This window comes from Enterobacter sp. BNK-18, from assembly GCF_047456135.1.
GTDB classification, from domain to species: Bacteria; Pseudomonadota; Gammaproteobacteria; order Enterobacterales; family Enterobacteriaceae; genus Enterobacter; species Enterobacter ludwigii.
In genome coordinates this window covers 2,921,540-2,947,448 of sequence record NZ_CP179899.1, presented here as the reverse complement: position 1 = coordinate 2,947,448, position 25,909 = coordinate 2,921,540, and the positions used below count along the sequence as shown (strand labels likewise).

The 25,909-nt window shown below is 54.4% G+C and carries 23 protein-coding genes; 12 read left to right on the top strand and 11 right to left on the bottom strand.

Going from position 1 to position 25,909, the window contains the following annotated elements:
* Genes ACMGG3_RS14110 through manA form a run of 3 tightly spaced genes read left to right on the top strand, consistent with a single transcriptional unit; the run spans position 1 to position 4,828 of the window.
* Positions 1 to 2,196, top strand: coding sequence for a CBM35 domain-containing protein (locus ACMGG3_RS14110; protein ID WP_414149264.1), 2,196 nt, complete (start codon positions 1 to 3; stop codon positions 2,194 to 2,196).
* Positions 2,197 to 2,246: 50 nt separating this feature from the next.
* Positions 2,247 to 3,665: a glycoside hydrolase family 1 protein gene (locus tag ACMGG3_RS14105; protein ID WP_032678911.1), complete on the top strand. Its 1,419-nt coding sequence runs from the start codon at positions 2,247 to 2,249 to the stop codon at positions 3,663 to 3,665.
* Complete coding sequence (gene manA, locus ACMGG3_RS14100; RefSeq protein WP_232947221.1) at positions 3,662 to 4,828, top strand: mannose-6-phosphate isomerase, class I; 1,167 nt, start codon at positions 3,662 to 3,664, stop codon at positions 4,826 to 4,828. Before ACMGG3_RS14105 ends, manA begins: the two co-directional genes overlap by 4 nt.
* Positions 4,829 to 4,905: 77 nt before the next feature.
* On the opposite strand, the gene ACMGG3_RS14095 is transcribed toward manA, so the two are convergent.
* The 5 genes from ACMGG3_RS14095 to ACMGG3_RS14075 form a co-directional block, all read right to left on the bottom strand.
* Positions 4,906 to 5,976 carry an ABC transporter ATP-binding protein gene (locus tag ACMGG3_RS14095; RefSeq protein WP_219372393.1) on the bottom strand — a complete coding sequence of 357 codons (1,071 nt, stop codon included), beginning with the start codon at positions 5,974 to 5,976 and terminating at the stop codon, positions 4,906 to 4,908.
* The gene (locus ACMGG3_RS14090; protein ID WP_414149263.1) at positions 5,969 to 7,738 is read right to left on the bottom strand and encodes an ABC transporter permease; all 1,770 of its coding nucleotides are present in this window, start codon (positions 7,736 to 7,738) and stop codon (positions 5,969 to 5,971) included. The genes ACMGG3_RS14095 and ACMGG3_RS14090 overlap by 8 nt, the downstream gene beginning before the upstream one ends.
* A gap of 78 nt (positions 7,739 to 7,816) precedes the next feature.
* Positions 7,817 to 8,905, bottom strand: a complete 1,089-nt coding sequence (locus ACMGG3_RS14085; protein WP_020883753.1) for an ABC transporter substrate-binding protein — start codon at positions 8,903 to 8,905, stop codon at positions 7,817 to 7,819.
* A 168-nt stretch (positions 8,906 to 9,073) separates the two neighbouring features.
* A complete protein-coding gene (locus ACMGG3_RS14080) occupies positions 9,074 to 9,775 on the bottom strand; it encodes a response regulator (RefSeq protein WP_414149262.1) in 702 nt (233 codons plus the stop codon).
* A 3-nt stretch (positions 9,776 to 9,778) separates the two neighbouring features.
* Entirely contained in the window at positions 9,779 to 11,416 is a 1,638-nt protein-coding gene (locus tag ACMGG3_RS14075) for an ATP-binding protein (protein WP_414149261.1), read from the bottom strand.
* A 178-nt stretch (positions 11,417 to 11,594) separates the two neighbouring features.
* Here ACMGG3_RS14075 and yjdI point away from each other — a divergent pair, with 178 nt between their 5' ends.
* A complete protein-coding gene (yjdI, locus tag ACMGG3_RS14070; RefSeq protein WP_020883756.1) occupies positions 11,595 to 11,825 on the top strand; it encodes a 4Fe-4S mono-cluster protein YjdI in 231 nt (76 codons plus the stop codon).
* Between the two features lie 10 nt (positions 11,826 to 11,835).
* The gene (locus ACMGG3_RS14065; protein ID WP_014171484.1) at positions 11,836 to 12,108 is read left to right on the top strand and encodes a GNAT family N-acetyltransferase; all 273 of its coding nucleotides are present in this window, start codon (positions 11,836 to 11,838) and stop codon (positions 12,106 to 12,108) included.
* 28 nt (positions 12,109 to 12,136) lie between these two features.
* On the opposite strand, the gene ACMGG3_RS14060 is transcribed toward ACMGG3_RS14065, so the two are convergent.
* Complete coding sequence (locus ACMGG3_RS14060) at positions 12,137 to 12,748, bottom strand: LysE family translocator (RefSeq protein WP_020883757.1); 612 nt, start codon at positions 12,746 to 12,748, stop codon at positions 12,137 to 12,139.
* A 116-nt stretch (positions 12,749 to 12,864) separates the two neighbouring features.
* Here ACMGG3_RS14060 and ACMGG3_RS14055 point away from each other — a divergent pair, with 116 nt between their 5' ends.
* Complete coding sequence (locus tag ACMGG3_RS14055) at positions 12,865 to 13,338, top strand: Lrp/AsnC family transcriptional regulator (RefSeq protein ID WP_025203324.1); 474 nt, start codon at positions 12,865 to 12,867, stop codon at positions 13,336 to 13,338.
* A gap of 32 nt (positions 13,339 to 13,370) precedes the next feature.
* Here ACMGG3_RS14055 and ACMGG3_RS14050 read toward each other — a convergent pair whose 3' ends face one another.
* Both ACMGG3_RS14050 and ACMGG3_RS14045 read right to left on the bottom strand, forming a co-directional pair.
* Positions 13,371 to 14,600: an amino acid permease gene (locus tag ACMGG3_RS14050; RefSeq protein WP_032678908.1), complete on the bottom strand. Its 1,230-nt coding sequence runs from the start codon at positions 14,598 to 14,600 to the stop codon at positions 13,371 to 13,373.
* Between the two features lie 118 nt (positions 14,601 to 14,718).
* The gene (locus ACMGG3_RS14045) at positions 14,719 to 15,180 is read right to left on the bottom strand and encodes a multidrug/biocide efflux PACE transporter (RefSeq protein WP_414149260.1); all 462 of its coding nucleotides are present in this window, start codon (positions 15,178 to 15,180) and stop codon (positions 14,719 to 14,721) included.
* Between the two features lie 103 nt (positions 15,181 to 15,283).
* Between ACMGG3_RS14045 and ACMGG3_RS14040 the strand changes: the two genes are divergently transcribed.
* The 3 genes from ACMGG3_RS14040 (at position 15,284) to ACMGG3_RS14030 (ending at position 18,422) form a co-directional block, all read left to right on the top strand.
* On the top strand, positions 15,284 to 16,150 hold the full coding sequence (locus ACMGG3_RS14040) for a LysR family transcriptional regulator (RefSeq protein WP_014171479.1): 867 nt from the start codon (positions 15,284 to 15,286) through the stop codon (positions 16,148 to 16,150).
* A 93-nt stretch (positions 16,151 to 16,243) separates the two neighbouring features.
* A complete protein-coding gene (locus ACMGG3_RS14035; RefSeq protein ID WP_020883759.1) occupies positions 16,244 to 17,422 on the top strand; it encodes an acetyl-CoA C-acetyltransferase in 1,179 nt (392 codons plus the stop codon).
* A gap of 316 nt (positions 17,423 to 17,738) precedes the next feature.
* Positions 17,739 to 18,422, top strand: coding sequence for a porin (locus tag ACMGG3_RS14030; RefSeq protein ID WP_014171477.1), 684 nt, complete (start codon positions 17,739 to 17,741; stop codon positions 18,420 to 18,422).
* Positions 18,423 to 18,574: 152 nt separating this feature from the next.
* Here the strand turns inward: ACMGG3_RS14030 and ACMGG3_RS14025 are convergent, their stop codons facing one another.
* The gene (locus ACMGG3_RS14025; RefSeq protein WP_414149259.1) at positions 18,575 to 19,750 is read right to left on the bottom strand and encodes an oligogalacturonate lyase family protein; all 1,176 of its coding nucleotides are present in this window, start codon (positions 19,748 to 19,750) and stop codon (positions 18,575 to 18,577) included.
* 298 nt (positions 19,751 to 20,048) lie between these two features.
* Between ACMGG3_RS14025 and kduI the strand changes: the two genes are divergently transcribed.
* The 3 genes from kduI (at position 20,049) to ACMGG3_RS14010 (ending at position 23,438) form a co-directional block, all read left to right on the top strand.
* Positions 20,049 to 20,885 carry a 5-dehydro-4-deoxy-D-glucuronate isomerase gene (gene kduI / locus ACMGG3_RS14020; protein ID WP_032680355.1) on the top strand — a complete coding sequence of 279 codons (837 nt, stop codon included), beginning with the start codon at positions 20,049 to 20,051 and terminating at the stop codon, positions 20,883 to 20,885.
* Between the two features lie 63 nt (positions 20,886 to 20,948).
* Positions 20,949 to 21,710, top strand: coding sequence for a 2-dehydro-3-deoxy-D-gluconate 5-dehydrogenase KduD (kduD, locus tag ACMGG3_RS14015; protein WP_348571260.1), 762 nt, complete (start codon positions 20,949 to 20,951; stop codon positions 21,708 to 21,710).
* Between the two features lie 294 nt (positions 21,711 to 22,004).
* Positions 22,005 to 23,438 (top strand): sugar porter family MFS transporter, encoded by a 1,434-nt coding sequence (locus ACMGG3_RS14010; protein ID WP_226777985.1) that lies wholly within the window; start codon positions 22,005 to 22,007, stop codon positions 23,436 to 23,438.
* Between the two features lie 38 nt (positions 23,439 to 23,476).
* On the opposite strand, the gene ACMGG3_RS14005 is transcribed toward ACMGG3_RS14010, so the two are convergent.
* Complete coding sequence (locus ACMGG3_RS14005) at positions 23,477 to 24,763, bottom strand: ABC transporter substrate-binding protein (RefSeq protein ID WP_068795067.1); 1,287 nt, start codon at positions 24,761 to 24,763, stop codon at positions 23,477 to 23,479.
* A 14-nt stretch (positions 24,764 to 24,777) separates the two neighbouring features.
* The gene (locus ACMGG3_RS14000) at positions 24,778 to 25,905 is read right to left on the bottom strand and encodes an ABC transporter ATP-binding protein (protein WP_025203330.1); all 1,128 of its coding nucleotides are present in this window, start codon (positions 25,903 to 25,905) and stop codon (positions 24,778 to 24,780) included.
* Positions 25,906 to 25,909: the final 4 nt, after the last annotated feature.

The window sequence follows — 25,909 nt, the reverse complement described above, 5'->3', positions numbered from 1 at the left end:
ATGACTTTCCCGATTCGAAAACTGCTTCTCGTTTCCTTACTCTCCGCGCTGGGAAGCGCGGGGGCTCTGGCGGCCGAGCAATCCCATTTTGAACACTTTATTACTCGCGATGGCGCAGCGTTAAAAGATGGCGATCGCGTCTTTCGCTTCGCCGGGATCCACGCCCCGGAGTTGCATCGTATAGAAGATGACGCGCGCGGAACCTGTAAGGCCGATCCGCGCGGCTGGGGGCAATACTTTAGATGGCCGACTGCTGAAGAGCAGGAGAACTGGATCAAAGCGCTGGTGCAAACCGGTGCTAAAGCACAGCGCGTATATGTGCTTTCCGTGCAGCAGGAAAATGATGCTGCCTGCGGACGTGAGACACATATTCTGGCACCGGCAACGCCGGACGGTATGCCGCGGCTGAATGAAACGGCCATGAAAGTGTATGACAATATGATTGCCGAGGCGGATAAGCAGGGGCTGCGCCTGATTCTGCCGTTTATTGACCACTGGTGGTGGTGGGGGGGACGCGAACAGCTGGCCGCGTTTTATCATGAAAAGCCGGAAGATTTTTATCGAACCGACAGTAAAACCTACCGTGCTTATCAGGACGTGATCCGTCAGGTGATTACCCGTACCAACACCATTACGGGACGCCATTACTACGATGAAAAGGCGATCATGGCCTGGGAAACGGGTAATGAGCTGGAAAACACCAATGCTGATTTCCTGCAGAAAACGTCGGCCTGGATCCGCAAGTGGGCGCCCCATCAGCTTGTCGTCGATGGTACCTATAAAAAGGTGAATGATTTCGCGCTCAACGATCCGAACGTCGACATCATCAGTAACCACTATTACACCAACGCCGAGAACAACCACCCCGAGCAGGTTCGTAAAGATCTGGAGGCGATTGGCGGCAAAAAGGTCTATCTGGTGGGCGAATTTGGTCTGCTCGATCAAAAAGACCTTAACACTATCATGCAGGCCATTGTGCATACCGAGGTCAACGGCGCGCAGGCGGCGGGGGGCTTTATCTGGGGCTTCCGTGGTCATCGCCATGATGGTGGTTTTTACTGGCACAAAGAGTTTACCGGGCACTACAGCTACCACCTGCCTGGCTTCCCGGTCGAGGGCAAAGCAAACCAGGAGATGGAGGTCGTCAATCTGGTGCGAACCGCCTCGGCGCAAATGGCGGGGCTGAGCCAGGCGCCGGCTCTGCCGGTCCCGGAAGCGCCTAAGCTGCGCGAGAGTAACTCACCGTTTGCCATTAACTGGATGGGATCCCCCGTCGGGCGTTATTACGATGTGGAGAGAGCGACTCAGCCACACGGCCCGTGGACCCGCGTTGGTCAGGATATCTCCGACGGCAAAAATGAGTGGGATCCGGCAAAAATGGATCTCTTCCGTGATGACTATCGCAGCCTGACGCTGGGCCAGACTTACTACTACCGGGTGATCGCAAAGAACGAAAGCGGTCAGTCTGCGCCTTCAAACGTGATTCGCCTTGAGCATACGAAGAAAAACCTGCCACCGGTCATCACTCTGCAGGATGCGCTCTCTACCACCGTGGATAAAGGCGTTCAGCTCACCGCGGCCTGGCAGGATGACAATCTGCCTGAGCCGAAGGTCAGCGTGGCATGGCATCACGAAGGCAAGGATAACGTCCACTTTTGTGACAGCACCAAAGCGGAAACCCGTGCCTGGTTCTCGGCTCCCGGTGACTATGCGTTGACCTTTACCGCTGACGATGGACTGCTGAAAAGCAGCAAGACGGTAAACGTTAGCGTGAAGGCCGCGGCGGGACCCGTGCCGGCGGACTACTGTCATTTTGGCGGCGGAACGCTGGACGTCAGCAAGGGGAAACTGAACATCACCAAGAGCGATAAAGATACGTTAGCGATTGGTGAAGACGGTTTCCTTGGTCCTTTTGCCAATGACGGAGACAGCGTGACCTGGCAGGTTAACGCCCCCTGGGACGGTAAGTTTGCCCTGCACGTGAAATTTAACGGCAAATGGGGAAGTAAGAAAAACTCGTTCATTGTGAACGGCGGAACGCCGGTGAGCATTGAATTCCCGCAAACGGATGAGAAAGGCCAGACGATGATCGTACCGGTCACGCTCAGGGCAGGGGACAACACCATTAGCTTTGGCAAGTTCTCTGGCGACTGGGGATATATGTTCATCAAATCAATTGAAGTCACTGCAGAGTAGTTATTTGGCTGCCCTGTTCGGGGCAGCCCTTTTTTCATTCAGGAGGCGTTATGAACCGGTATCAATTCCCGGAAGGTTTTTTTTGGGGCGCAGCGGCATCAGGTCCGCAGACGGAAGGCATAGCCAATAAGCCGCACCGTTCTGTCTGGGACAGCTGGTTTGCCGAACAACCGGAGCGTTTTTTTCAGCAGATTGGTCCGCAGCACGTTTGTGAAACCTACAGTAAATATAAAGAAGACGTAGCCCTGATGAAGCAAACGGGGTTTAACTCGTTTCGAACCTCTATTCAGTGGTCGCGTCTGATCGATGATTTCAAAACCGGACAGCCAAACCGCGACGCCGTCCGCTTCTATAACGATTATTTCGATGAAATGATTGCCAACGGCATCGAGCCCATCATCAATCTTTACCATTTTGATATGCCCGAGGCGCTGCAAAAAGCATATGGCGGATTTGAGTCATCCTACGTAACCGAGCTTTTTGCCCGCTTCGCCCGCACCGCGTTCGAGCTGTTTGGCCATAAGGTGAAATACTGGATAACCTTTAATGAGCCGATCGTACCGGTGGAAGGCGGTTATTTATATGACTTCCATTATCCGTGTAAAAAAGATGGCAAACTGGCGGCTCAGGTCGCCTTTAATATTATGCTGGCGCACGCCAGGGCGGTGAATGTCTACCGTGAAATGGGCTTGCCGGGTGAGATTGGTGTCGTGCTCAACCTCACGCCTTCTTATACCCGCAGCGACAGCGAGGCCGATAAAAAAGCGGCCTGGTATGCCGACCTGCTGTTTAACCGAAGCTTCCTCGACCCGCTGGTTAAACATGAATTTCCCAAAGAACTGTGCGAAATCTTAACCGCAAACGGCTGCTTACCAGAGGTTTCACGGCAGGATGTGGAGACGATCCTGCAGTCGAGAATTGATTTTCTGGGGGTGAATTATTATGTGCCGAGAAGGGTGAAAGCGCGGGAAAGCGTTTACGCGCTCGATTACTTCACGCCGGAAGTTTATTTCGAAAATTACATCGATCCTCAGGGACGGTTTAACCCTTATCGCGACAATAACGAGATCCACCCGGAAGCTATCTATGACATTGCCTGCAATATTCGCGATAACTACGGCAACATCAAATGGTATCTGGCGGAAATTGGCATCGCGATGGATCTGCAGTCCGAAGGGCCGGTGCAGGCCGATGGCGTGATAGATGACACCTTCCGTATCGCTCTGATGGAGGAACATCTGGCTCAGCTGCATCGTGGTATTGCTGACGGCGCCAACTGTTTTGGTGTTCATCAATGGACCTTCATTGATAACTGGTCCTGGATCAACAGCTTCAAGCGGCGATATGGCTTCTGGCGTCTGGATTTAGCCACCGGGGAGCGACAAATCAAACGTAACGCGTTGTGGTTTGCGCAGCTGGCGGCTGAAAATGGCTTCACCCCTGGCGAATGTGAAAAGGATACGCAATGAGTCAGCCTTTTTACCGGATGCGTAACGGCATCAAAAATTACGCCTGGGGGAGTCGCGTAGCGCTTAATCATCTTTTTGGCCTGCTCAACCCTGACGATCAACCCCAGGCCGAGGTCTGGATGGGAAGCCACCCCGCAGGCTGCTCGGAGATTGAAACCGATACAGGGTTACGCTCTTTACAGGACCTTATTTCACAGAGGCCGGCAGAGATGTTGGGCGCGTGCGCGGGAGAAACTGCGGGGCAGTTGCCTTACCTGCTGAAGTTGCTGTCAGCGGAGCGCGCACTGTCGCTGCAGGTACATCCCAATAAGCGCCAGGCAGAAGAAGGGTTCGCCCGTCAGGGCAACCTGCCCGGAGAGGATTACACCGATGCGAACCATAAGCCCGAGCTGGTTTTTGCCCTGACGCCTTTTATGGCCATGAACGGCTTCCGGCCGTATCAGGAGATTGCTAATCACTTTTTGCGCCTGGATGCCCCGGCCCTGACGTCCGCACTGTCGCTGTTTCGCAACAACCTGCATGCTGAAGGGCTTAAGGCCTTTTTTACGCGTCTGATGGCGCTTGAGCCGGCGGAAAAAGAGGGCGTGCTGACGTGTCTTGAAGCGCGACTTGCATGCGGGGTGTTTGCTCCGGTAGCGCCCTTTATCGAACGGCTACTGCGAGACTACCCGGGGGACATCGGGGCTCTGGCCCCGCTGTATCTGCACTGCATTACGCTTGCGCCGGGTGAGGCGATGTTCCTGCGCGCCGGTACGCTACATGCCTATGTGAACGGTACGGCGGTAGAGGTCATGGCCAGTTCTGACAACGTGCTGCGTGCGGGCTTAACCCCCAAGAACATCAACGTGGCAGAATTGGTGCGCTGTACGGTGTTTGACGAAACCCCAGCCGACCGCCTCAGGATGCATCCGCACCGGGAAGAGGGGATGCAGCAATACCCGATCCCGGTAACGGATTTTCGCTTTAGCGTCATTGAACATTGCGAGCAGCAAAGCATCCGGACAGACCGTGCGCAAATTCTGCTGGTGCTGAAGGGGAGTGCCACGCTCAGCCACGCCGAGGGTGCCACCATGACGCTGAACGCCGGTCAGTCTGCGTTCATCCCGGCGGTCACAACCTTATGGACGTTGACTCAGCGCGGGCAGTCTTGCCTGGTAAGCTGATGACGTAAGGCTTTCGCTGCCGTGTGCAGGCAGTATGTCGGGTATAAAAAAGGCTGCTTATCGCAGCCTTTTTACATTTAGTTTTTCGGGAAGATCCACACGTGCTTTTCAGGCAGCGAAAGGTGGCAGTGCAGCGGGTCCCGGGCCTCGTGACCATAGGCGCGAATGACAAAATCATCCCCCTGCGTGCGGAACAGGTATTCCCAGCGGTCGCCGAGATACATGCTGGTCAGTAACGGGAGCGCCAGCTGGTTTTCCCCCGGCCCCTCGACCACCGCCACGCGCTCGACGCGGATCACCGCGGTGGCGTCTTCACCGCTTCGTACCCCTTCACCGGCCTGGCCCCACAGCACCCAGCCTTTGCCTTCGATACGCGCTTTGCCGTCGCGCACTTCCGTAACCTTGCCGTGCAGGCGATTATTGCTGCCCATAAACTCAGCGGTAAACAGCGTTTTCGGCGAGCCGTACATCTCCTGCGGTGTGCCCTGTTGCTCGATTTTACCGTTGTTAAGCAGCAGGATACGGTCGGAAATCGACATCGCCTCATTCTGGTCGTGCGTTACCATCAATGCGGATAAGCCCAGCTTGATAATCAGCTCACGCAGGAATACGCGAGCCTCTTCACGCAGCTTAGCGTCGAGGTTAGAGAGCGGTTCATCCAGTAAAATGACCGGCGGGTTGTAGACCAGCGCCCGGCCAATTGCCACGCGCTGCTGTTGTCCACCGGAGAGCTGGTGCGGGTGGCGTTTGCCCAGATGGCCCAGCCCGAGCTGGTCCAGCACGTCCTGTACGCGCTGCTGGATCTCTTTGGCCGGAACCTTGCGCAGCTTGAGCGGATAGGCCACGTTTTCAAAAACGGTTTTGTGCGGCCACAGCGCATACGACTGAAACACCAGGCCCAGGTTACGCTCTTCCGCCGGGATCTCACTGCGCGGCGTGCCGTCATAGACTTTGTTTTTGCCAATGATAATCGAGCCCTGAGTCGGTTTTTCCAGGCCCGCCACCGCACGCAGCAGGGTGGTTTTCCCGCTGCCGGATGGCCCCAGCAGGGACACCACTTCGCCGCGGTTGAGGTTCATGGAGACCCCTTTTAAAACAGGATTGTCACCGTAGGTCAGGTGCAGATCGTTAACCGCTAATTCAATCATGTATTTTGACTCCGAAACGAAGGGCAATGCCCAGACCTACCACCACCAGCAGGATGTTAATAAAAGAGAGCGCCGCCACAATATCAATGGCTCCCGCGGCCCAGAGGGATACCAGCATTGAGCCGATGGTTTCCGTGCCGGGTGAAAGCAGGTATACACCCGTTGAATATTCGCGTTCAAAAATCAGGAACATCAGCAGCCACGAACCGATAAGGCCGTAGCGGGAGAGCGGGATCGTGACATGGCGGGTAATCTGGCCACGCGTAGCCCCCGTACTGCGGGCGGCCTCTTCAAGCTCCGGCGCAACCTGCAGCAGGGTGGACGAGATGAGTCTCAGCCCGTAAGCCATCCAGACCACCGTATAGGCCAGCCAGACGCTGAATATGGTGCTGCGCAGTGAACGTAGCCAGACAATCAGGTTTTCACGCATCCAGTCGCTCCAGGCGAACCCGGAAAGCCAGCCCGATTTCAGCGAGTTATCCAGCCACATTGGCAGGAACAGGAACACCCAGAGAAAGGCCAGACCCGCGAGCAGGCCAGGCACGGCGCGCGGCACCAGGACGCTGTAATCCAGGAAACGCGTGGTATTGTCCGGTTTGCGGTGCATGGCGATACCGACAAACAGGTAGCACGCCACGGCCAGCGCGCCGCCAATGACCCCAATGGACATGGAGTTGACGATGGCGCGCAGCAGGTTCGGCTGCGCCCATATCGTGCGAAAAGTACTCAGGGAAAGCTCGTCCCACAGCGAAACGCCCACGCCCCAGTTTGAGATAAACGCGCGCAATACCACGCCGAGCAGGGGAACGCCGATCGTGACGGTAAGCCAGAAGGCGACCACCGCGCCCGCCACCCAGCGCCATTTACCCAGAGGTAAGGCCCGGGCCTGGGACGCTTTGCCTTTCATGGTCACGAAACGGTTGGCGGTGCGCATCAGGCGACGCTGCAGCATGACCAGCGGAATGGTGATACAGATAAGCACCACCGCAACCGCCGCCATCAGGTGGTAGGAAGGGGTACCAAGCTTGTTGGTCAGCTGGTACAGGTAGGTTGCCAGCACCATGTTGCCTTCCGGATCGCCGAGGACCAGCATCAGACCAAACACTTCAAGACCGAGGAAGAACAGCAGAACGATGGCGTACAAAATGGACGGGCGCACCATCGGCAGGCTGACCGAGGTCATCACCTGTAACGGCGACGCACCCGCGGTACGTGCGGCCTCTTCCACATCGGAACCGACGCTTCGCAGCGCGGACGAAATATAGAGATAGGCATGCGGAACATGCGTCAGGCCAGCAATGACCACGATGCTCGACATGTCGTAGATATTCCACGGTACGAAACCAATCAGCGCCTGCGCCCAGAGGGATAAAAAGCCCACCGGACCGGCGGCCACCACGTAGCCGAATCCCAGCACCATTGGCGACACGAAAACCGGCACGAGGATCAGCGGTTCAATCAGGCGGCGGCCGGGCAGGTCGGTACGCACCATCAGAAAGGCCAGCACGCCCCCTAACGGAATGGCGATGATGACCAGCCCGAAAGCGAGAATAAAACCGCTTTTCAGCGCCTTATAGAAATCAGGGTCGGTGAAGATAAAACCAAATGATTCAAGGCTCCACTCTTTTGTCGGTGAAAAGAACGGGGCGGACAAGAAGCTCTGTATCACGATAAACGACAGCGGCGTGTAGATAACCAGGGCGGTTATCAACACGACAATACCGCGCGGCAGGCTTTGCCACTTTCTGCGTAATGTATTCATGGGGTATCCCTGGTGTTGCAGCCCAGCAAAACGAACTCAGGTAACAGGAGCGCGACGGCCCGCGTCGCGCTCAGACGCTTATTTGGCGGCGGCGGTACGCCACTGTTTGATGTACTCCAGGCGTTTTTTCGGCTGCAGATACTCCAGCAGGCTTTCATCAACCGGAATAGGTTTCAGCGCATTGCCGAGCACTTTCGTCAGGCCGTCGATATCATTTTTGCCGTCGATATCGTTACGAATGGACGGGATATCCGCCTGGCTTGCCAGAATACTTTGTCCTTTTTCAGACAGGACGTAGTCCAGCCACAGTTTCGCGGCATTGCTGTTTTGCGCCTGCTGGCTGATGAACGACACGCGTGATAACACCAGGGTGTAATCTTTTGGATAGGCGATCCCCAGCGACGGATCGTTCTTCGCGCGCGCTTCCGCGTAGGATCCGAGGATATTAAAACCGATCAGGTTTTCCCCTGATGACACCCTCTCCATCATGGTGCCGGTTGAAGACTGAACGGCTAAGCCACCTTTGGCGATATCGGCCAGGGTTTTGAAGTAGTTAGGATCGGCCTTGTGATCCTGCACCGAGAGCATAAAGCCCAGACCCGATTTTTCGATGTCGTAGGTGGTGACTTTGCTCTTGAATTTATCCGTCTGGCTGGCAATAAGCTTAGCCAGCGCCGCATGGGAATCAGGCACGTCGCCCGCCGGGATCAGCCGTTTGTTGTAGATAAACACGACGGGCTCATAGGTGGTGCCGTAGGCTTTATCTTTCCAGACCGCCCATTTCGGCAGCTGGCTTTGCTCCGGTGATTTGTACTCCATGGCGTAGTCGGTAGCGAGCTTTAGCCCGGTGTCCATGGAGGAGCTCCAGACCACATCGCCGCTTCCGCCACCCGAGGCCTGTTCGCTGATAAAACGGTTGTACAGCTCGGTGCTGTTCATGTCGTTATATTCAACTTTGATGCCCGGATAGGTTTTTTCGAAGCCCTCAATCAGCGGCCCGGCAGCTTTGGTGTCGGTGGTGGAGTAGATCACCACTTTGCCCTCTTTGGTCGCGGCATCGACCATTTTTTGATAGTCAGCAGGGTAGCCCTGCGGCAAAGCAGACAGTGCGGAAGCAGAACACAGTACGGTAGCGGTAATCAGAGAAATTCGGAAAATGTTCGACATTATAGTTAACCTTTTAGTTACATTTGAGGAACTAATTGTCAACATAGCGCATAGCTCCGCGCCGACAATAGGGGGGCGCGGGTTGCGGTTCCGAAGTGTGATTGTCAGCGTCGTTTCAGCAATTAACACCATAAAATCCGCGACGCTTAGCAAACGAACGGTTACGGATTACGTTTTCTCTGCCGCTTTGCGGTAAAGCCTTCTGGGATGTCCGATATTGCCATACAGCATTTCGATGCTGATTAACCCACTTTCCACGCAGTATTCCAGATAACGGCGGCCCGTGGTTTTGCTGATCCCGACGTATTCCACCACCTCTTCCACCGACATTGTTTTTTCGGGGTGTTCCGCAAATAAACGCTTAATACGGTCCAGGGTGTGGGGTTCAATACCCTTTGTGGACGGGGTCTGCGAGGCGTCCGCGGCGGGGAGGTTAAACAGGCGATCCAGCGCATGCTGGTCGACAACCTTCACCTGCTGCACGGTGTGGATGAAACGCATAAAACGCTCCAGCGAGGCGTGCAGACGCTGGAAAAAAACAGGCTTAATCAGGTAGTCAAACGCGCCGCTGCGCATGGCATGGCTACAGGTCTGCATATCGCTGGCTGCGGTGATAAAGATCACCGAGCATTCATAGCTTTTCAGGAGCGGGTTATCGATTAACGCCACGCCTTTACCGTCCGGGAGATAATTGTCCAGCAGTATCAGCCTCGGCTGATGCTGGCGTATCAGGTTACACGCCTGCTCAATCGACGCGGCAATGCCCACCACGCGCAAATGGAAATTTTGCTCGATATACTCGCGATGCAGTTCCGCCAGGTGCGGCTCATCCTCAACAATCACAACATCAAGTGCTCGGGTCGTGGTCATGCGTTAGCCCTGTCGAACGGGGAGTGGATTGGGAATAAACACAGAGAATATCGTGCCTTGAGGAGCATTATCCGTTATCTCAATGCTGCCGCCCGCCTTGTTGATATAGCCTGCCACCAGAAACAGGCCAATACCGTGCTCTGTGCCCACAATGTCGTTCTCGCTTTCCGGCTTACTGCTGAACCCCTGGCGGAAAAGATGCGGTTTCATCGCCTCATCCACCCCGCAACCCCGATCGGCCACCTCTATCAGCAACTCCTGGTTGCGATCGGAAATGTAGAGCTCAACAGCTGCGGGAGCCGGGGCTTTCAGGGTGGCGTCAACGGCGTTATCCAGCAGATTGCCAATCACCGACACCAGCTCCGTTTCCGTGATGCTGGCAGGCATTCGGGTGAGCTGGCAGGCGGGATCAAATTGCAGTTCAACGCCCTTTTCCCGGGCGCTGACATATTTCCCTAGCAGCAATCCGCACAGGGCCGGCGAGACAAAATGGGCTGAGACGAAGTCCAGCACGCGCTGCGCCCCTTCTGACTGTGCCTGGATGTAACGGATCGCCTCGTCATAGTGTTTCATCTGCAGCAACCCCACCAGCGTGGCGGTCCAGTTCAGCTGTTCATGACGCATAATGCGCAGGTTATCCGCATAGCGTTTAATCTGGCTTAGCTGGCTGCTGAGAGTGTTGATATCATTCTTGTCGCGAAAGCTATAAACCCAACCGCTTTCAACACCAGGTTCAACCTCAATCGCCACGCGGTTCACAATCACCTCGCGCTGGTTAAGCACCGCGATCTGGTCGTGGCTGCCGCGGCTAACCGAGGCGTAGCGCTGAGATAAAAAACCGGGGGACGTTTGCAGAACGTCTTCCAGCGGTTTGCCGATAAGCGCTTTCTCACTTTGATGAATATCCAGCATCTCTCTGGCGGCACGGTTAATTAAAATCAGCTGCTTTTCTTCATTGACGGCAAATACCCCTTCATACATTGCTTCCAGCAGCGCGCGTTGCTGTAAGACCAGTTGCGCAATATCTTTTGGCTCAAGGCGGAACATTTGCTTTTTAAGATTGCGGGTAAACAACCAGGAAAAAATAAACAGTAACAGCAACAGACCCATACCGTATAACCCGGACTGCCAGAGAATACGCGCATTGATATTCGCAATGTACGACGTCAAATAACCGACCGAGACAATCCCAATCACCTGATGCTGCGCATTAAAGATGGGCGCTTTGCTGCGCAGTGAAACCCCAATCCCACCCTTACGCACCGAAATAATTGTTTTGCCTTGTAATACCTCCGCATTATCCCCGCCGATCATCGGTAAATTGATGCGCTCCGGTGATTCTGAATGATAGAGATGCTGTTCCCGGGTATCGCCAATGACAATATAACTGGCATCACTTTCGGCCCGTATAGGCTGAATTAAACGGGCGATGGCGGGGATATTTCTGGACGCGACGTTTTCCGCCAGACCCGGCATCAACGCGATTTCGCTGGCCTGAACCCGGGCGCGCTGGCCGAGATCGTGATGCAATTGCCGGTCAATAAAATGAAACAGGATGGTTCCCAGCAGAACTAACAGCAGGCAGGAGAAGCACACCAGCGCTAAAAAAAGTTTTACCTGAAAAGAGAGTCTGCGTTTCATACGACCTGATGCGGGGAGTCTGATTAGAGCGGTCTGCGCAGACTGACATGAGGAAATGGGGGATGCAATCTGGCGAAAACAGAGTTGTGACCTGGCTTTTCGTTTTGGGGGTTATAGCTATCAGGATCGCGTAAGGCTATGCTTCATTCAGCACCCGAATAATTACAGAGGCAATGTCGTGGATAAAGCGCTACTGGATGCAGGCTACCGGGCCTATACCGGAGAGAAAATTGACGTTTACTTCAACACCGCGATCTGCAAACACTCAGGAAATTGCGTGCGCGGGAGCGCTAAGCTCTTCAACCTGAAACGTAAACCGTGGATTATACCGGATGAAGTGGACGTCGAAACGGTTGTACATGTGATTGATACCTGCCCGAGCGGTGCGCTGAAGTATCGCCAAAAATAAGCGAGGAACCATGGATATTCTGGAAGGCCATAACAAGTTTTACGTCAACGATGCTGACGGTAACCAGGTTGCAGAGATTGTCTTCGTACCGACCGGTGAACATCTGAGCATTATCGAGCACACCGATGTGGATCCGAGCCTGAAAGGGCAAGGTGTGGGTAAACAGCTGGTGGCAAAAGTGGTCGCGAAGATGCGCGGTGAAAATCGAAAAATTATCCCGCTATGCCCGTTTGCCAAACATGAGTTTGATAATACGCGGGAATATGACGATATTCGGGCGTAGAAACACACCGGCAATGGCCGGTGTTTTTTCATCTGATCTGTTCAAACAGCAGCACCACCGCAATCACTACCATCATTCCCCCTGATGCTCTGCTCACCAGACGTGCGGCCTGCGGGCGGGTGGCCAGGATGGCTTTTGAACCGTATCCCACCAGCAGATAGACCAGCGTACAGGTGATGAGGTGTAGCAAGCCCAGCGCGGACATCTGCATCGCAACCGACCAGCTTCCCGTCGGGTCAGTAAATTGTGGAAGCAGGGCCAGGAACAGCAAAAAAACTTTCGGGTTAAGGCCGCTGATACATAATCCCTTCACCGCCCACTGTTTCCAGTTTGCCGCCGAGGTTGTGGCGCTTTCCGGTGCGCCAGGAGCGCGTAACAGTGAGATACCAAGCCACAGCAAGTAAAGTGCTCCCGCTATCGTCAGCCCGGATAATGCCAGCGGATGTTGCGCCATCATGACGCCCACGCCCGCGACCACAATCAGTGTCGCCAGCAGATGCCCGGACATGAGGCCCATCACTGCGGGTACCACGCGCCGCCCGTGGATGCCGGCGCTAATGGCGTAAGCCCAGTCGGCGCCCGGCGTCATGATGAGCAGGAAAGACACCACCCAAAACCCGGCCACAATACTCATTTCCATCGTCTGTAAAACTCCAGAATTTCACCCGTCAACAGAGAGAAAGCATATCGGTATCCGGACGAAATGAGTTTTCAATGTTATGCTCAAAAGACGGTGAAATTGACAAAATCTTCCACATGGACAGCATTGATCGAAAAATTCTTGCGCAGTTGCAGGCTGATGGCCGTTTATCTCTTACGGAGCTGGCTGAACGGGTGAACCTGAGCCTCTCGCCGTGTCACCGGCGCGTGCGGGCACTGGAGCAGAGCGGGGCCATTACGGGATACCGGGCCAGTCTCGATCCCGCCAAAATGGGGTTTAACTTTCTGGCGATCGTGTTTGCGACGCTGAAAGAGGGCGACAGAAAGGCGGTGAGCGCCTTTGAGGAGGCGGTGGAAGAGATCCCGCAAATTGTGCTGGCGCAGCGTTTATTTGGCGATCCTGATTATCTGATGCACGTCGTGACCCGCGACCTGCCGGCTTTTCAGAAACTCTATGATGAGAAGCTCTCTGCGATGCCCGGCGTTCAGCATCTTCGCTCAACGCTGGTCATGAAAACGGTCGTGCAGGACAGGCCGTTTCCGCTCGACCTCTCAGGGCGTGACGAATAACGCGCCCGGCAGAGCGCCGGGCGCAGGGGCGTTTAGCCTACAAACATCACTGACACGCACAGTACGCCAACGATCAGCGTCAGCAGGTTGCCGACAGATCGGTACGGTTTCAGGGACGGGATCAGGTACGTCGACAGCGTCGGCATGATAAACAGGATCATGGCGATAAGCGGACCGCTGATGGCATAAATCATCGAAATGGCATTCGGGTTAATGCAGCACACCGCAAAGGTGATTAACGACACCCCCATGATGGAGATCGCGCGGTTAAAGGCGCGGCTCTTTTTCACGCCCACCTGGTTCAGCGATGACTTCACAATCTCCGTCGCCCCTTCGATCACCCCAAAATAGGTGCCGAGGAACGATTTCGACATGGCGATAATCGCCACAATAATCCCGGAAATCCCCAGCCATGCCGGAGAAGAGGGCATCATCGACAGCGCCGACAGAATGGTTACCCCTTCCTGTTTTGCCGAAACGATATAGGACGGTGGAATAGAGAGCAGGCAGCTGAACACGAAGAACAGCACGCTCAGGCAGATAATCAGGTACGCCACCTTCATGATTTTCTTGCACTTGTCCATGGCGGCGTCGCCAAACTTCTCACGGCGGTCAACGGCAAACGTCGAGATAATCGGCGTATGGCTGAAAGCGAATACCATCACCGGGATCGAAATCCATACCTGATGCAGCGTATGGCGGTCAAATGCCATCTGGCTTGTGAGCAGCGCGGGTTGCCAGCTTCCGGTCAGATAGAGCGAGACAAACAGGAAGTAGGCGATCAGCGGAAACACCAGGAAGCCCATCACTTTTATGGTGATATGCCGTCCCATCAGGAAGATCAGATTTAACACCAGCACCACGCCAAAACTGACCAGCACGCGAACGGCGGTATCCACCGTCATGTGTTTTGCCAGCTGCTCAGTTAACGAGTTGGTGATGGCCACTGCATAAATCTGCACCACCACGAAGAAGGCGATGAAATAGAGCGTGGTGATCAGGTTGCCTATCTTCCTGCCGTAATAATGGGAAACGGCGCCGGTGATCCCTTCATTGCCTTTTGTTTTCGACGACAGGATGAATTGTGCCAGCGCGCGGTGCGGCCAGTAGGTTAATGGGTAGGCCACAAGGGCAGTGATAAACAGGACGATAGCGCCTGCGGAGCCCAGCTGAATGGGCAAGAACAGCGTTCCTGCGCCCACGGCCGTGCCATAGAGAGCGAAACTCCAGAGAGTCTCATCTTTTGACCAAATTTTCGACATTAGAGCAACGTATCAACTATCAAACCAACAGAATGGAGCGCAATTTACCATAATTATGGGTTGAGAGCGCAGTTGCTTCGAAGGAGTTTGGCCGGAGCGGGCGTCCGGCCAGAGGGAATTAGCCTGCGAGGGCGCGTCGCTGCTGGCGACGTTTAAGGAATTTCTCGCGCAGCGTATCGTAAGCCCAGTTATAGAACATGGTGTACGGCAGGAAGAACAGGAAGAAACCAATTTCCAGTGTGAATGCCTGCAGCAGCGTGACGCCCAGCACCGCGGCGACTATCGACACGCCGATCACAATAAACCCGCACTCGAATCCCAGCGCATGCATTGCGCGGATTTTTGCCGTGCGTGTGATGCGGTGAACCGGCCAGAAACGGTCGAAGCCGACGTTATAGATAATGTTCCAGAGCATGGCGGTGGTTGCCAGAATAATGGTCAATCCACCCATCTCCACCACGGAACGTTGCATAAGCCACGCCGCCGTCGGGGCGAGGATCGCCGTGGCAATCCCTTCGAAACAGACGGCATGAAAGATCCGCTCCGGCAGTTTACGTTGGAGTGCATCCTGATGTTGCATAGTTTTAGACCTCGTGAATACGCATTTTGGCGTTGATGCGGCCTATTGTTATCGCTAAAGGTGATATATTAAAGATGGTATCCATCGATAAAGTAGATAGTGCATGCGTTATTCACCTGAAGCCCTTACCGCATTCGTTGAGACCGTCGCGGCGGGCTCTTTTTCTGCCGCCGCGCGTCGGTTACGTAAAAGCCAGTCGACCGTGAGCACATCCATCGCCAATCTTGAAGCCGATCTGGGCTTCGATCTGTTTGACCGTTCGGCCCGTCAGCCGGTGTTAACCGCCCAGGGCGAACAGGTGCTGGGTTATGTGCAGGCGATCCTCGCGGCCAGCACGCGGCTTGACGAACTGGCGGTGTCGTTAACGGCACAAACGGAGGCGCGCCTGACGTTTGTTCTTTCCGATACCCTCAACCCGGACGTGCTGGAAGACCTGATGAACCAGTTCGACCAGCGCTTTCCCCATACCGAATTTGAGTGCCTGATTGGCGAGGAAGAGGACGTTATCGATCTGCTGCAGAAGTCGCGTGCGCAGGTTGGTCTCACGGAAGCGCGTGACAGTTATCCGACCGATATTGGGTTTACCCGGTTGCCGATACAGACCCGGATGGCAATCTATGTCGCGACCAACCATCCTCTGGCCGGGCAGCAAGAAATCCAGGCCGATGAGCTGCACGGCTGGCGGGAATTGCGGCTCAGCACCTATCTGGAGCGGGAGGCAACGCTCGCACGCGGACCCGTCTGGTCGGCACCCAACTACCTGTTACTGCTGAGTATGGCCGTGCAGGGATTTGGCTGGTGCGTGCTGCCGTGCGCGCTGGTGGATGAATTTGCCGCCGCGAAATCGCTGGTGCAGCTGAATGTCCCCGGCTGGCCACGGGCGATCGGTATCGATCTGCTCTGGAATAAACGATCCCCTCCCGGCGTTGCCGGAAGCTGGCTGCGGCAGTATCTGCAGGATGCGCGCTAATCCTTGTGATTAAACTCACTATTTTTAAACAATTAAGATAATTGCTAATAACAATCCACTACTATCGTCATGTCATTTAACACAGAGGTTGTGATGAAAGATGTCGTTATAGTGGGTGCGTTGCGTACGGCTATCGGCTGTTTTCAGGGGGCGCTTGCACGCCACTCGGCTGTTGATTTGGGCAGCGTAGTGGTGAAAGCGCTGGTGGAACGCAGCGGGATTGCAGCACATGAAATTGATGAGGTGATCCTGGGACAGGTGCTGACCGCCGGTGCCGGGCAAAACCCTGCCCGTCAGGCGGCGCTCAAGGGTGGCCTGCCCAATACCGTCTCCGCTATCACCATCAACGACGTCTGTGGCTCAGGGTTAAAAGCGCTGCATCTGGCGACGCAGGCCATTCAGTGTGGTGAAGCGGATGTCGTGATTGCCGGCGGACAAGAAAATATGAGCCGGGCACCACACGTGCTGACCGACAGCCGTACCGGCGCGCAGCTGGGCAACAGCCAGTTGCTCGACAGTCTGGTGCATGACGGTCTGTGGGATGCGTTCAATGACTATCATATGGGCGTGACGGCGGAAAATCTGGCACGTGAGTATGGTATCAGCCGTGAGTTGCAGGACGCTTACGCGTTAAGCTCGCAGCAAAAAGCGCGCGCGGCGATTGATGCCGGGCGCTTTCGGGATGAAATCGTCCCGGTCAGCACGCAGCGTCAGAACGGTGAGGTTGCCGTGGTGGATACCGATGAGCAGCCGCGCACCGACGCCAGCGCTGAAGGGCTGGCGAGGCTCAATCCTGCGTTTGAAACTCAGGGCTCAGTGACGGCGGGAAACGCCTCCTCCATTAATGATGGCGCTGCGGCCGTGATGATGATGAGTGAAAGCAAAGCCCTTGAGCTGGATCTGCCCGTCCTGGCCCGCATTAAGGCATTTGCCAGCGTGGGTGTTGATCCTGCGTTAATGGGTATCGCCCCGGTTTATGCTACCCGTCGCTGCCTGGAACGCGCAGGGTGGCAGCTCTCTGATGTGGATCTGATTGAAGTCAACGAGGCCTTTGCCGCACAGGCAATCTCGGTTGGCAAAATGCTGGAATGGGATCCCCTGCGGGTAAACGTGAACGGTGGGGCAATCGCACTGGGTCATCCTATCGGCGCGTCCGGTTGTCGAATTCTGGTATCGCTGGTGCATGAGATGAAAAAGCGCAATGCCCGCAAAGGCATTGCGACGCTCTGTATCGGTGGTGGACAAGGTGTCGCCCTCGCCATTGAACGCTAAAATCCCGCCCGCATAAAAGAGCCTCCCTTCAGGAGGTTTTTTTTACATAACGTATGACGAATTAACCGTTATTAGTACATTCTCACTCTGGTATTGAATAATTACGGCCTTAATTATTATCGTTGTTAACATCTTAGTGTGATCCCCCTCCGGTAATTTCACGTTAATACACCCTGTTTGTTGATGGGTGTCACGTCCATCTTTGCCAAAAAAAATGAAACAAATAATTACGATCTTTGTCACTAAAATAATGTTCTTTAAAAAATAAACTGCAGTTTCATAAATAAGAAACATTATTTCAGTTGAGGGTTTTTTCATGTTTAAGAAATCTCTGGTCCTTACTTCCCTTATCGGTACGTCCTTCATGGCTCAGGCCGTTACCGTCGATCTGCGCCATGAATATATCGACAGTGGTGCCAATGCTGACCGTGTCTCGGTCTCACATCGCTTTGCTAACGGGGTCGGTTTTTCTGTAGAAGCTAAATGGAAATCCGGTGGTGATAAAGCCGACCAGCCGTTTGCGGATGTGGTGGGTAACGGGCATGAAGATCAAATTAGCTGGCGCTGGAAAGCGACTGAGAATATTGCACTGACGCCGGCGTTTACCCTTGAAAGTAACGACAGCCGCACAATATATAAACCGAATCTGCATCTGCAATATAGTTTCGACAATGGCTTTTATGTTGCCGCGCGTTATCGTTATGAATATACCCGCTACCCGTCAAGCTCGAATAAAGATGACGACAAAGTTAACCGTGGTGATGCCTGGGTTGGCTGGGTAATGGGTGACTGGCGCACCGAACTCAATTATGTTTATGCGAAGAGTTCTGAAGGTATGGTTCGTAATAATAACAAAGATTATTCCAACGAATATAACGCCAAGCTGGCGTATAAATGGGATAAAAACTGGGCACCGTATGTTGAAGTGGGTAACATCGGCGTGAAAGACACCGATGAACGCCAGACCCGCCTTCGTTTAGGCGTGGCCTATTCTTTCTGATATCACGTTATTCCGCTGAACATTGCCGGGTAGCGCCAGTGCCTACCCGGCTTTCCCATGTCTGATAAGCGCCGCCCAACGGGCAAAAGCCCACTGAAAAAAAAGCCCTCCGAAACGGAGGGCAAGGCCAGTTACAGAAACACAAACTCAAATCATGCTTGCAACATTTCAGGTTGCTCAGGAAGTTTCGCGATATAGAGGGCGGGTTGACCGTCTTTATCGGAACTGAACAGCACCGCTTTCTCATCCGGAGTAAAGGAGGGATGCGGGTGGGTGACCTGGCGGCTATTTGCCACCGTTGCCCAGGAGGTGTCGTGACGGGCAATGCGGAAGTAGCTTTTTTTCGCCACGTCAAAGGCGTACAGATAAGGATCGTTATCGATGGTGTAACCGTGCGTATCCTTCACATCAACCGGCGTGCCTGAACCATCGCCCACCAGCAGGGAGCCGTCAACGTTGCTCATCAGATGGGAACAGGCGGGCATTTGCATGACTGCCTCATTGACGCCCGTATCCGGATTGAAGCTGCAGATGGTGCGGCCCTTTTGGCCCTTCAGATAAGAGACATACACAAGGGCAGAACCGTTCGGCACCCAGAATTCATGGGTACAGCTTTCGCCTTCCGCATGCGTTTTCACTTTGCGCACGTGCGAACCATCTTCGTTGACCAGCCACATGCGGGCGTCGACCAGGTCGTGCGGCCCTTCATGGCAAAACGCCACCGTGTTGTCATCAAACGGACGATAGATAGGGTGGCCAAGCCAGTTTTTCTCTTCGTGGATTGTGGTGCTTAAACCGGTTTTCAGATCCACCCGCAGCAGTCGACAGTGCGGCCCCTTATGGAAGAAGTCGTGGAAAATTTTCCAGTCGTTGAGCGGCGTCCAGTCACGTCGGGCAATTTCTATCCCAACCAGTTTGGTGCAGTCGCTGTTGGCGACCCAGGTACCGTAACCGACCCAGTCATCTGGGACACGGTACACCTCGCGTTCTACCAGGGTATGGAGATCCACCTCCAGCAGCGTGCGGTCGTTCTTCACATAGTAGAAGGATTTATCATCCGGAGAGAGGAACCCGCCAAAGGTATTATCCCCCGCGCCTTCCGTCAGCTGTACCGCTTCGGCCTTCTGCAGATCCAGCAGGTAGTAGTTCCAGTGACCGTCAAACGCCCCTGCGAACAGCAGGTGGCTGCCATCATTAAAGAAGCACTTCTGATAGAAGTAGTTGCGGTGACAGGTCACGTCGGGTGGGGTCAGGCGGGTGACTTCCACGCCTGTATCCGGATCGTGGCTGATCTCGTAGTTCAGCTTGACCCGCATACCTTTAGCCATAATGCACTCCTTTGAACGATAAAAGTAGATTAAAAAGTGAGTATTAAATTATCAAAACAATGTTTCATTATGTGTGACTGATGGCGCACTTTGTCTGTTTCATTGGCGAGATTAATGTCTGGCTCTCTTTATCGTGATCCGAACGCCATTTCTGGTATAAACAAATAGAAAAAATGAAACGTTGTTTTAAATGTAATTGAAAACCCCCTTCTCTGGGGCTAGACTGTGCTCATCATGAAAACGGAACGTCGTTTCGTTAATTTTCTGCCTGCGGGCACGATCATTTCTGGAGGTTACGGTGGACGTCAGACAAAGCATCCACAGTGCGCACGCCAAAACGCTGGATACTCAGGGGCTGCGCAATGAGTTTTTAGTCGAGCAGGTGTTCGAGGCCGATAAGTACACCATGGTCTACAGCCATATCGACCGTATTATCATTGGCGGGATTATGCCGGTGACGCAGACCGTCTCCGTGGGTGGTGAAGTGGGTAAACAGCTTGGTGTGAGCTATTTCCTTGAGCGTCGCGAGCTGGGCGTGATTAACATCGGTGGCCCCGGCACCATCACAGTAGACGGACAGTGCTATGAGATAGGTCATCGCGACGCGTTGTATGTCGGTAAAGGGGCGAAAGAGGTCGTGTTCGCCAGCATCGACAGCGGTAAACCGGCGAAGTTTTACTACAACTGTGCGCCCGCACATACCCCGTATCCCACCAAAAAAGTGACCCCGGCGGATGTCGCCCCGGTGACGCTGGGTGACAACCTCACCAGCAACCGTCGCACCATCAATAAATACTTTGTTCCGGATGTGCTGGAAACCTGCCAGCTCAGCATGGGGCTGACCGAGCTTGCTCCGGGCAACCTGTGGAACACCATGCCGTGCCATACCCACGAGCGCCGTATGGAAGTGTATTTCTACTTCAACATGGACGAGGACGCCTGCGTGTTCCACATGATGGGGCAACCGCAGGAAACGCGCCATATTGTGATGCATAACGAGCAGGCGGTTATTTCGCCGAGCTGGTCTATTCATTCGGGCGTAGGCACGAAAGCGTACACCTTCATCTGGGGTATGGTCGGTGAAAACCAGGTCTTTGATGACATGGACCACGTCGCGGTTAACGATCTGCGCTAGCCGCAGGCAGTTAAGCATAAACCTGCCTGTTGGTGACAGGCGCTGAAAGATTAAGGAACAAACATGATTCTGGATGCATTTTCTCTGCAGGGTAAAGTGGCTGTGGTGTCCGGTTGTGACACCGGGCTGGGTCAGGGTATGGCGTTAGGGCTGGCGGAAGCGGGCTGCGATATCGTCGGGATTAACATTGTTGAGCCTACTGAAACCATCGAGCGCGTCACCGCGCTGGGTCGTCGTTTTCTGAGCCTGACCGCCGATCTGCGTAAAATTGACGCCATCCCTGAACTGCTGGATCGCGCGGTGGCGGAATTCGGCCATATCGACATTCTGGTGAACAATGCCGGACTGATTCGCCGTGAAGACGCGATTAGTTTCAGCGAGCGCGACTGGGACGACGTGATGAACCTGAACATTAAGAGCGTGTTCTTTATGTCCCAGGCGGCGGCGAAACATTTCATTGCCCAGGGGAAAGGCGGCAAGATCATTAATATCGCCTCTATGCTCTCCTTCCAGGGCGGTATCCGCGTGCCGTCTTATACCGCATCCAAGAGTGCGGTGATGGGCGTTACCCGTCTGCTGGCAAACGAGTGGGCGAAGCACAACATCAACGTCAACGCGATTGCGCCGGGGTACATGGCGACGAATAACACTCAGCAGTTGCGTGCTGACGAACAGCGTAGCGCGGAAATCCTCGACCGTATCCCGGCAGGCCGCTGGGGCCTTCCGGACGATCTCAAGGGGCCGATCGTGTTCCTGGCCTCTCCGGCATCCGATTACATCAACGGCTATACCGTGGCGGTCGATGGCGGCTGGCTGGCGCGTTAATTGCGTATTCCGTCTTAAACCTCTGCCGGTGGGTGGAGGTTTTTTTGCTCAAAAATTGCCATTATCCATATGGCTCAAGACGAAAAATCCATACTAAAAAATCATAAATGATATGCATCACAGTTTTATTGCTTAAAAATTAAATGATTAATAAAAACTGGCGGTATTTCATCGTTAGTTGAAATTGTAATATCCATCACAGATCGCTATGCCACAGCGAAATAATCCATATCTTCGCGAGTTACGGCCTGACACTTTTCCGCGCTATCTCGTAATTTCAGTTAACGAATTTCGCTGTTCAGGCAGGAAAATATGACATCTATAAATGACTCTACCCTTATGCCCGCCGCGTTGCGTGATACCCGACGCATGAATCAGTTTGTCTCCATCGCGGCTGCAGTGGCCGGTTTACTGTTCGGTCTGGATATTGGCGTGATCGCCGGGGCGCTGCCCTTTATCACCGATCACTTTACGTTGAGTAACCGCCTGCAGGAGTGGGTGGTCAGCAGCATGATGCTGGGTGCGGCCATCGGCGCGCTGTTTAACGGCTGGCTTTCGTTCCGCCTCGGGCGAAAATACAGCCTGATGGTGGGGGCGATTCTGTTTGTCGCCGGCTCCATTGGGTCAGCATTTGCCACGAACGTGGAAATGCTGCTGCTCTCCCGCGTGCTACTCGGCGTGGCGGTGGGGATTGCCTCTTACACTGCGCCGTTGTACCTCTCCGAAATGGCGAGCGAGAACGTGCGCGGCAAGATGATCAGTATGTACCAGCTGATGGTGACGCTGGGCATCGTGCTGGCGTTTCTGTCTGACACTTATTTCAGCTACAGCGGCAACTGGCGTGCGATGCTGGGCGTGCTGGCGCTCCCGGCGCTGGTGCTGATTGTTCTGGTGATTTTCCTGCCAAACAGTCCGCGCTGGCTGGCGCAAAAGGGTCGTCATGTGGAAGCGGAAGAGGTGCTGCGGATGCTGCGTGATACCTCAGAAAAAGCACGTGAAGAGCTGAACGAGATCCGTGAAAGCCTGAAGCTGAAGCAGGGGGGCTGGGCGCTGTTTAAGATCAACCGTAACGTTCGCCGCGCGGTGTTCCTCGGCATGCTGCTGCAGGCGATGCAGCAGTTCACCGGGATGAACATCATCATGTACTACGCGCCACGTATCTTCAAAATGGCGGGGTTCACCACCACGGAACAACAAATGGTTGCCACGCTGGTGGTGGGGCTGACCTTTATGTTCGCCACCTTTATCGCGGTGTTCACCGTGGATAAAGCCGGACGTAAACCGGCACTCAAGATTGGCTTTAGCGTCATGGCGCTCGGTACGCTGATCCTTGGCTACTGCCTGATGCAGTTTGATAACGGCACGGCCTCAAGCGGTCTTTCCTGGCTCTCTGTTGGCATGACCATGATGTGTATTGCCGGATATGCGATGAGCGCTGCGCCCGTCGTGTGGATCCTGTGTTCCGAAATTCAGCCGCTCAAATGCCGTGACTTTGGCATCACCTGTTCCACGACCACCAACTGGGTGTCGAACATGATCATCGGCGCGACCTTCCTGACGCTGCTGGATTCAATTGGCGCGGCAGGAACCTTCTGGCTCTATACGGTTCTCAACGTCGCGTTTATCGGGGTCACGTTCTGGCTGATCCCTGAAACCAAAGGCGTCACGCTGGAGCATATCGAGCGCAGGCTGATGTCCGGCGAGAAGCTGCGTAATATTGGCGTGTAATCTGTTGCCGGGTGGCGAAGAGGCCACCCGGCTTTTTGTTAGCGCATCGCGCGTTTCAGAATACGTTCAGCCTGACGCTGGAAGTCAGCGGCGGTCTCTTCCACGGATTTCTGTCCATAATCGATGTACTGCAGAGAGGTGCCGAACTGGGCCACAATCTGCGGATCGTCAAAGTAAGGTGACACGGAAAGTTTGGCCGGCAGAGACTGCGCCAGACGCAGCCCCGCGACCGACGGATCGCTCTCTTTGATGGTGCCGTCTTCGGTCAGGAACTGCACCGCGGCTTTACTCAGCGGCACGCCACGCTCCAGACCCAGCGTATCCACACCCTCTTTGCTGTTCAGCAGGAAATTAATCAGTTTCGCCGCCGCTTCCGGGTTTTTGGTGGATTTACCAATCGAGAGCATCTGCGCCGGTTTGAAGAAAAGGCCCGCATCGGTTGCGCCCGGCAGCATCGGGTAACTGCCCAGCACCAGTTTTGCCGGTGGCTTCAGGTTGTCGGAATACTTGTTGATGGTGGAGTTCCACATGTAGGTTCCCGCCCATTCTCCCTGGATCCACGGCTTCATCTCATACATGTTGCTCTTACCAAACGACGCATAGTATTTGGTGTCCGGCATGACGTGGCTATCCACCAGCGTTTTGTAGGTCTGGAAGAATTCCACCCACTGCGCTTTGCTGTAAGCGAACTTCTTGGTTTTCTCGTCCACGGCAGGGATGTTGTACTTCTGAATCATGTACGAGTTCAGCAATGCCAGCGTGTCCTGATGCTCCAGCACGACCGGGTAGTACTGCTTGCCGAGTTTACTCTCGAAGGTTTTACCCGCCGCCATCAGCTCGTCCCAGGTTTTCGGGTATGCAATACCGGCTTTTTTCCAGGTCTCGTCGTTGAAGTAGAACACGCGTGCGGTGACGGAGATCGGAATGCCGTTCAGCTTGCCGTTGATGGTGGTGGACTGAAGTTCTTTGGGATCGAACTGGGTCAGGTCGATCACGTCTTTCATTTTGTTCAGGTCGTAGAACCCGTCGCCGGTTTTCGAGAAGATTGGCAGCCAGTTCCAGTTGGTCTGCATCACATCCGGCTCGGTGCCGCCCGCAATTTGAGTGGTCAGGCGGGAGAGGTGCCCATCCCAGCCGGTGTACTCTGCTTTAACGTTGATATCCGGGTTCTGCTTATGGAATTCCTCCAGCGCTTTCAACGTCACCTGATGGCGGCCATTACCACCCCACCAGGACATGCGTAATTCGACATCTTTCGCCATCGATGGCAAAGCGGTAAGGCCCAGCGTCGCGGAGATTGCTGCGCTTAAAAGCACTTTTTTCATTTTTATAAACTCCATCAGAGAGAGAGGTTCTGTTCAGTTTTTGCGTCAAAAATATGACATTTATTCATATCAAATCTGAAATACACCTTGCGATGAAGGCCTTTATCAATCATGGGCTTAGCTTCATCGGAAGGAATTCTGGCGGTCAGTTCGTAGTCCGCAACCTTCAGATAGACGAAGAATTCGTGGCCCATATTTTCCACGCGAACCATTTCGCCACTGCAGCCCCCGTCAACGAATGGTGCGTCGGAGAGGGAAACGAATTCCGGACGTACGCCGTAGTAAATGGCCTGCCCGGCATAAGCGGAGACTTTCTCCTGCATCCCGGCATTCAGCGGCATGGTTTCATTGCCGATGGCGATGTGCAGTTTCCCGGCGCTTTCCACCAGCTGGCTTTGACGAATGTTCATCTCCGGCGCGCCGATAAAGCCTGCCACGAACATGTTTTTCGGCTTGTGGTAGAGGTTGTCAGGGGTATCAACCTGCATGATGTGGCCGAGCTTCATCACGCAGATGCGGTCGCCCATGGTCATCGCTTCGGTCTGGTCGTGGGTGACGTAGACGGTGGTCGCCGGTTTACCGGATTTCTTCAACTGCTTGTGCAGGTCGGAAATACGAATGCGCATTGAGGCGCGTAGTTTGGCGTCGAGGTTTGACAGCGGTTCGTCGAACAGGAATACATCCGGCTTTTTCACAATCGCACGGCCTACCGCCACGCGCTGTGCCTGGCCGCCGGAAAGCTGGCGTGGCAGGCGGTCGAGTAACTCTTCCAGCTCAAGGATTTTGGCCGCTTCGTTGACCTGAGATTCAATCTGATCTTTTGGCAGTTTGCTCAGCTTCAGACCAAAGGCCAGGTTTTCGCGCACCGTCATGTGGGGATAGAGCGCGTAGTTCTGGAACACCATCGCAATCCCGCGCTCTTTCGGCGCGAGGTTGTTCACAATCTTATCGCCGATGCGGACTTCACCCCCGCTGATAGTTTCCAGGCCAGCCAGCATGCGCAGGGTGGTGGATTTGGCGCAGCCGGAGGGGCCAACAATCACCATGAACTCTCCTTCAGCGATTTTCAGGTCAATGGCATGTACCGCTTTAAAGCCGTTGGAGTAGACCTTTTCCAGTTTGTTGAAGATAACTTCAGCCATAATA

Bases quoted from the DNA above. Each gene is read 5' to 3' on its own strand.
- ACMGG3_RS14000 (WP_025203330.1), bottom strand. From the start codon at position 25,905: ATGGCTGAAGTTATCTTCAACAAACTGGAAAAGGTCTACTCCAACGGC.
- ACMGG3_RS14085 (WP_020883753.1), bottom strand. From the start codon at position 8,905: ATGTCGAACATTTTCCGAATTTCTCTGATTACCGCTACCGTACTGTGT.
- ACMGG3_RS14075 (WP_414149261.1), bottom strand. From the start codon at position 11,416: ATGAAACGCAGACTCTCTTTTCAGGTAAAACTTTTTTTAGCGCTGGTG.
- ACMGG3_RS14050 (WP_032678908.1), bottom strand. From the start codon at position 14,600: ATGTCGAAAATTTGGTCAAAAGATGAGACTCTCTGGAGTTTCGCTCTC.
- ACMGG3_RS14110 (WP_414149264.1), top strand. From the start codon at position 1: ATGACTTTCCCGATTCGAAAACTGCTTCTCGTTTCCTTACTCTCCGCG.
- ACMGG3_RS14005 (WP_068795067.1), bottom strand. From the start codon at position 24,763: ATGAAAAAAGTGCTTTTAAGCGCAGCAATCTCCGCGACGCTGGGCCTT.
- ACMGG3_RS14025 (WP_414149259.1), bottom strand. From the start codon at position 19,750: ATGGCTAAAGGTATGCGGGTCAAGCTGAACTACGAGATCAGCCACGAT.
- ACMGG3_RS14055 (WP_025203324.1), top strand. From the start codon at position 12,865: ATGGACAGCATTGATCGAAAAATTCTTGCGCAGTTGCAGGCTGATGGC.
- ACMGG3_RS14090 (WP_414149263.1), bottom strand. From the start codon at position 7,738: ATGAATACATTACGCAGAAAGTGGCAAAGCCTGCCGCGCGGTATTGTC.
- manA (WP_232947221.1), top strand. From the start codon at position 3,662: ATGAGTCAGCCTTTTTACCGGATGCGTAACGGCATCAAAAATTACGCC.
- ACMGG3_RS14040 (WP_014171479.1), top strand. From the start codon at position 15,284: ATGCGTTATTCACCTGAAGCCCTTACCGCATTCGTTGAGACCGTCGCG.
- ACMGG3_RS14045 (WP_414149260.1), bottom strand. From the start codon at position 15,180: ATGCAACATCAGGATGCACTCCAACGTAAACTGCCGGAGCGGATCTTT.
- ACMGG3_RS14095 (WP_219372393.1), bottom strand. From the start codon at position 5,976: ATGATTGAATTAGCGGTTAACGATCTGCACCTGACCTACGGTGACAAT.
- ACMGG3_RS14060 (WP_020883757.1), bottom strand. From the start codon at position 12,748: ATGGAAATGAGTATTGTGGCCGGGTTTTGGGTGGTGTCTTTCCTGCTC.
- ACMGG3_RS14030 (WP_014171477.1), top strand. From the start codon at position 17,739: ATGTTTAAGAAATCTCTGGTCCTTACTTCCCTTATCGGTACGTCCTTC.
- ACMGG3_RS14105 (WP_032678911.1), top strand. From the start codon at position 2,247: ATGAACCGGTATCAATTCCCGGAAGGTTTTTTTTGGGGCGCAGCGGCA.
- ACMGG3_RS14035 (WP_020883759.1), top strand. From the start codon at position 16,244: ATGAAAGATGTCGTTATAGTGGGTGCGTTGCGTACGGCTATCGGCTGT.
- ACMGG3_RS14080 (WP_414149262.1), bottom strand. From the start codon at position 9,775: ATGACCACGACCCGAGCACTTGATGTTGTGATTGTTGAGGATGAGCCG.
- kduD (WP_348571260.1), top strand. From the start codon at position 20,949: ATGATTCTGGATGCATTTTCTCTGCAGGGTAAAGTGGCTGTGGTGTCC.
- ACMGG3_RS14065 (WP_014171484.1), top strand. From the start codon at position 11,836: ATGGATATTCTGGAAGGCCATAACAAGTTTTACGTCAACGATGCTGAC.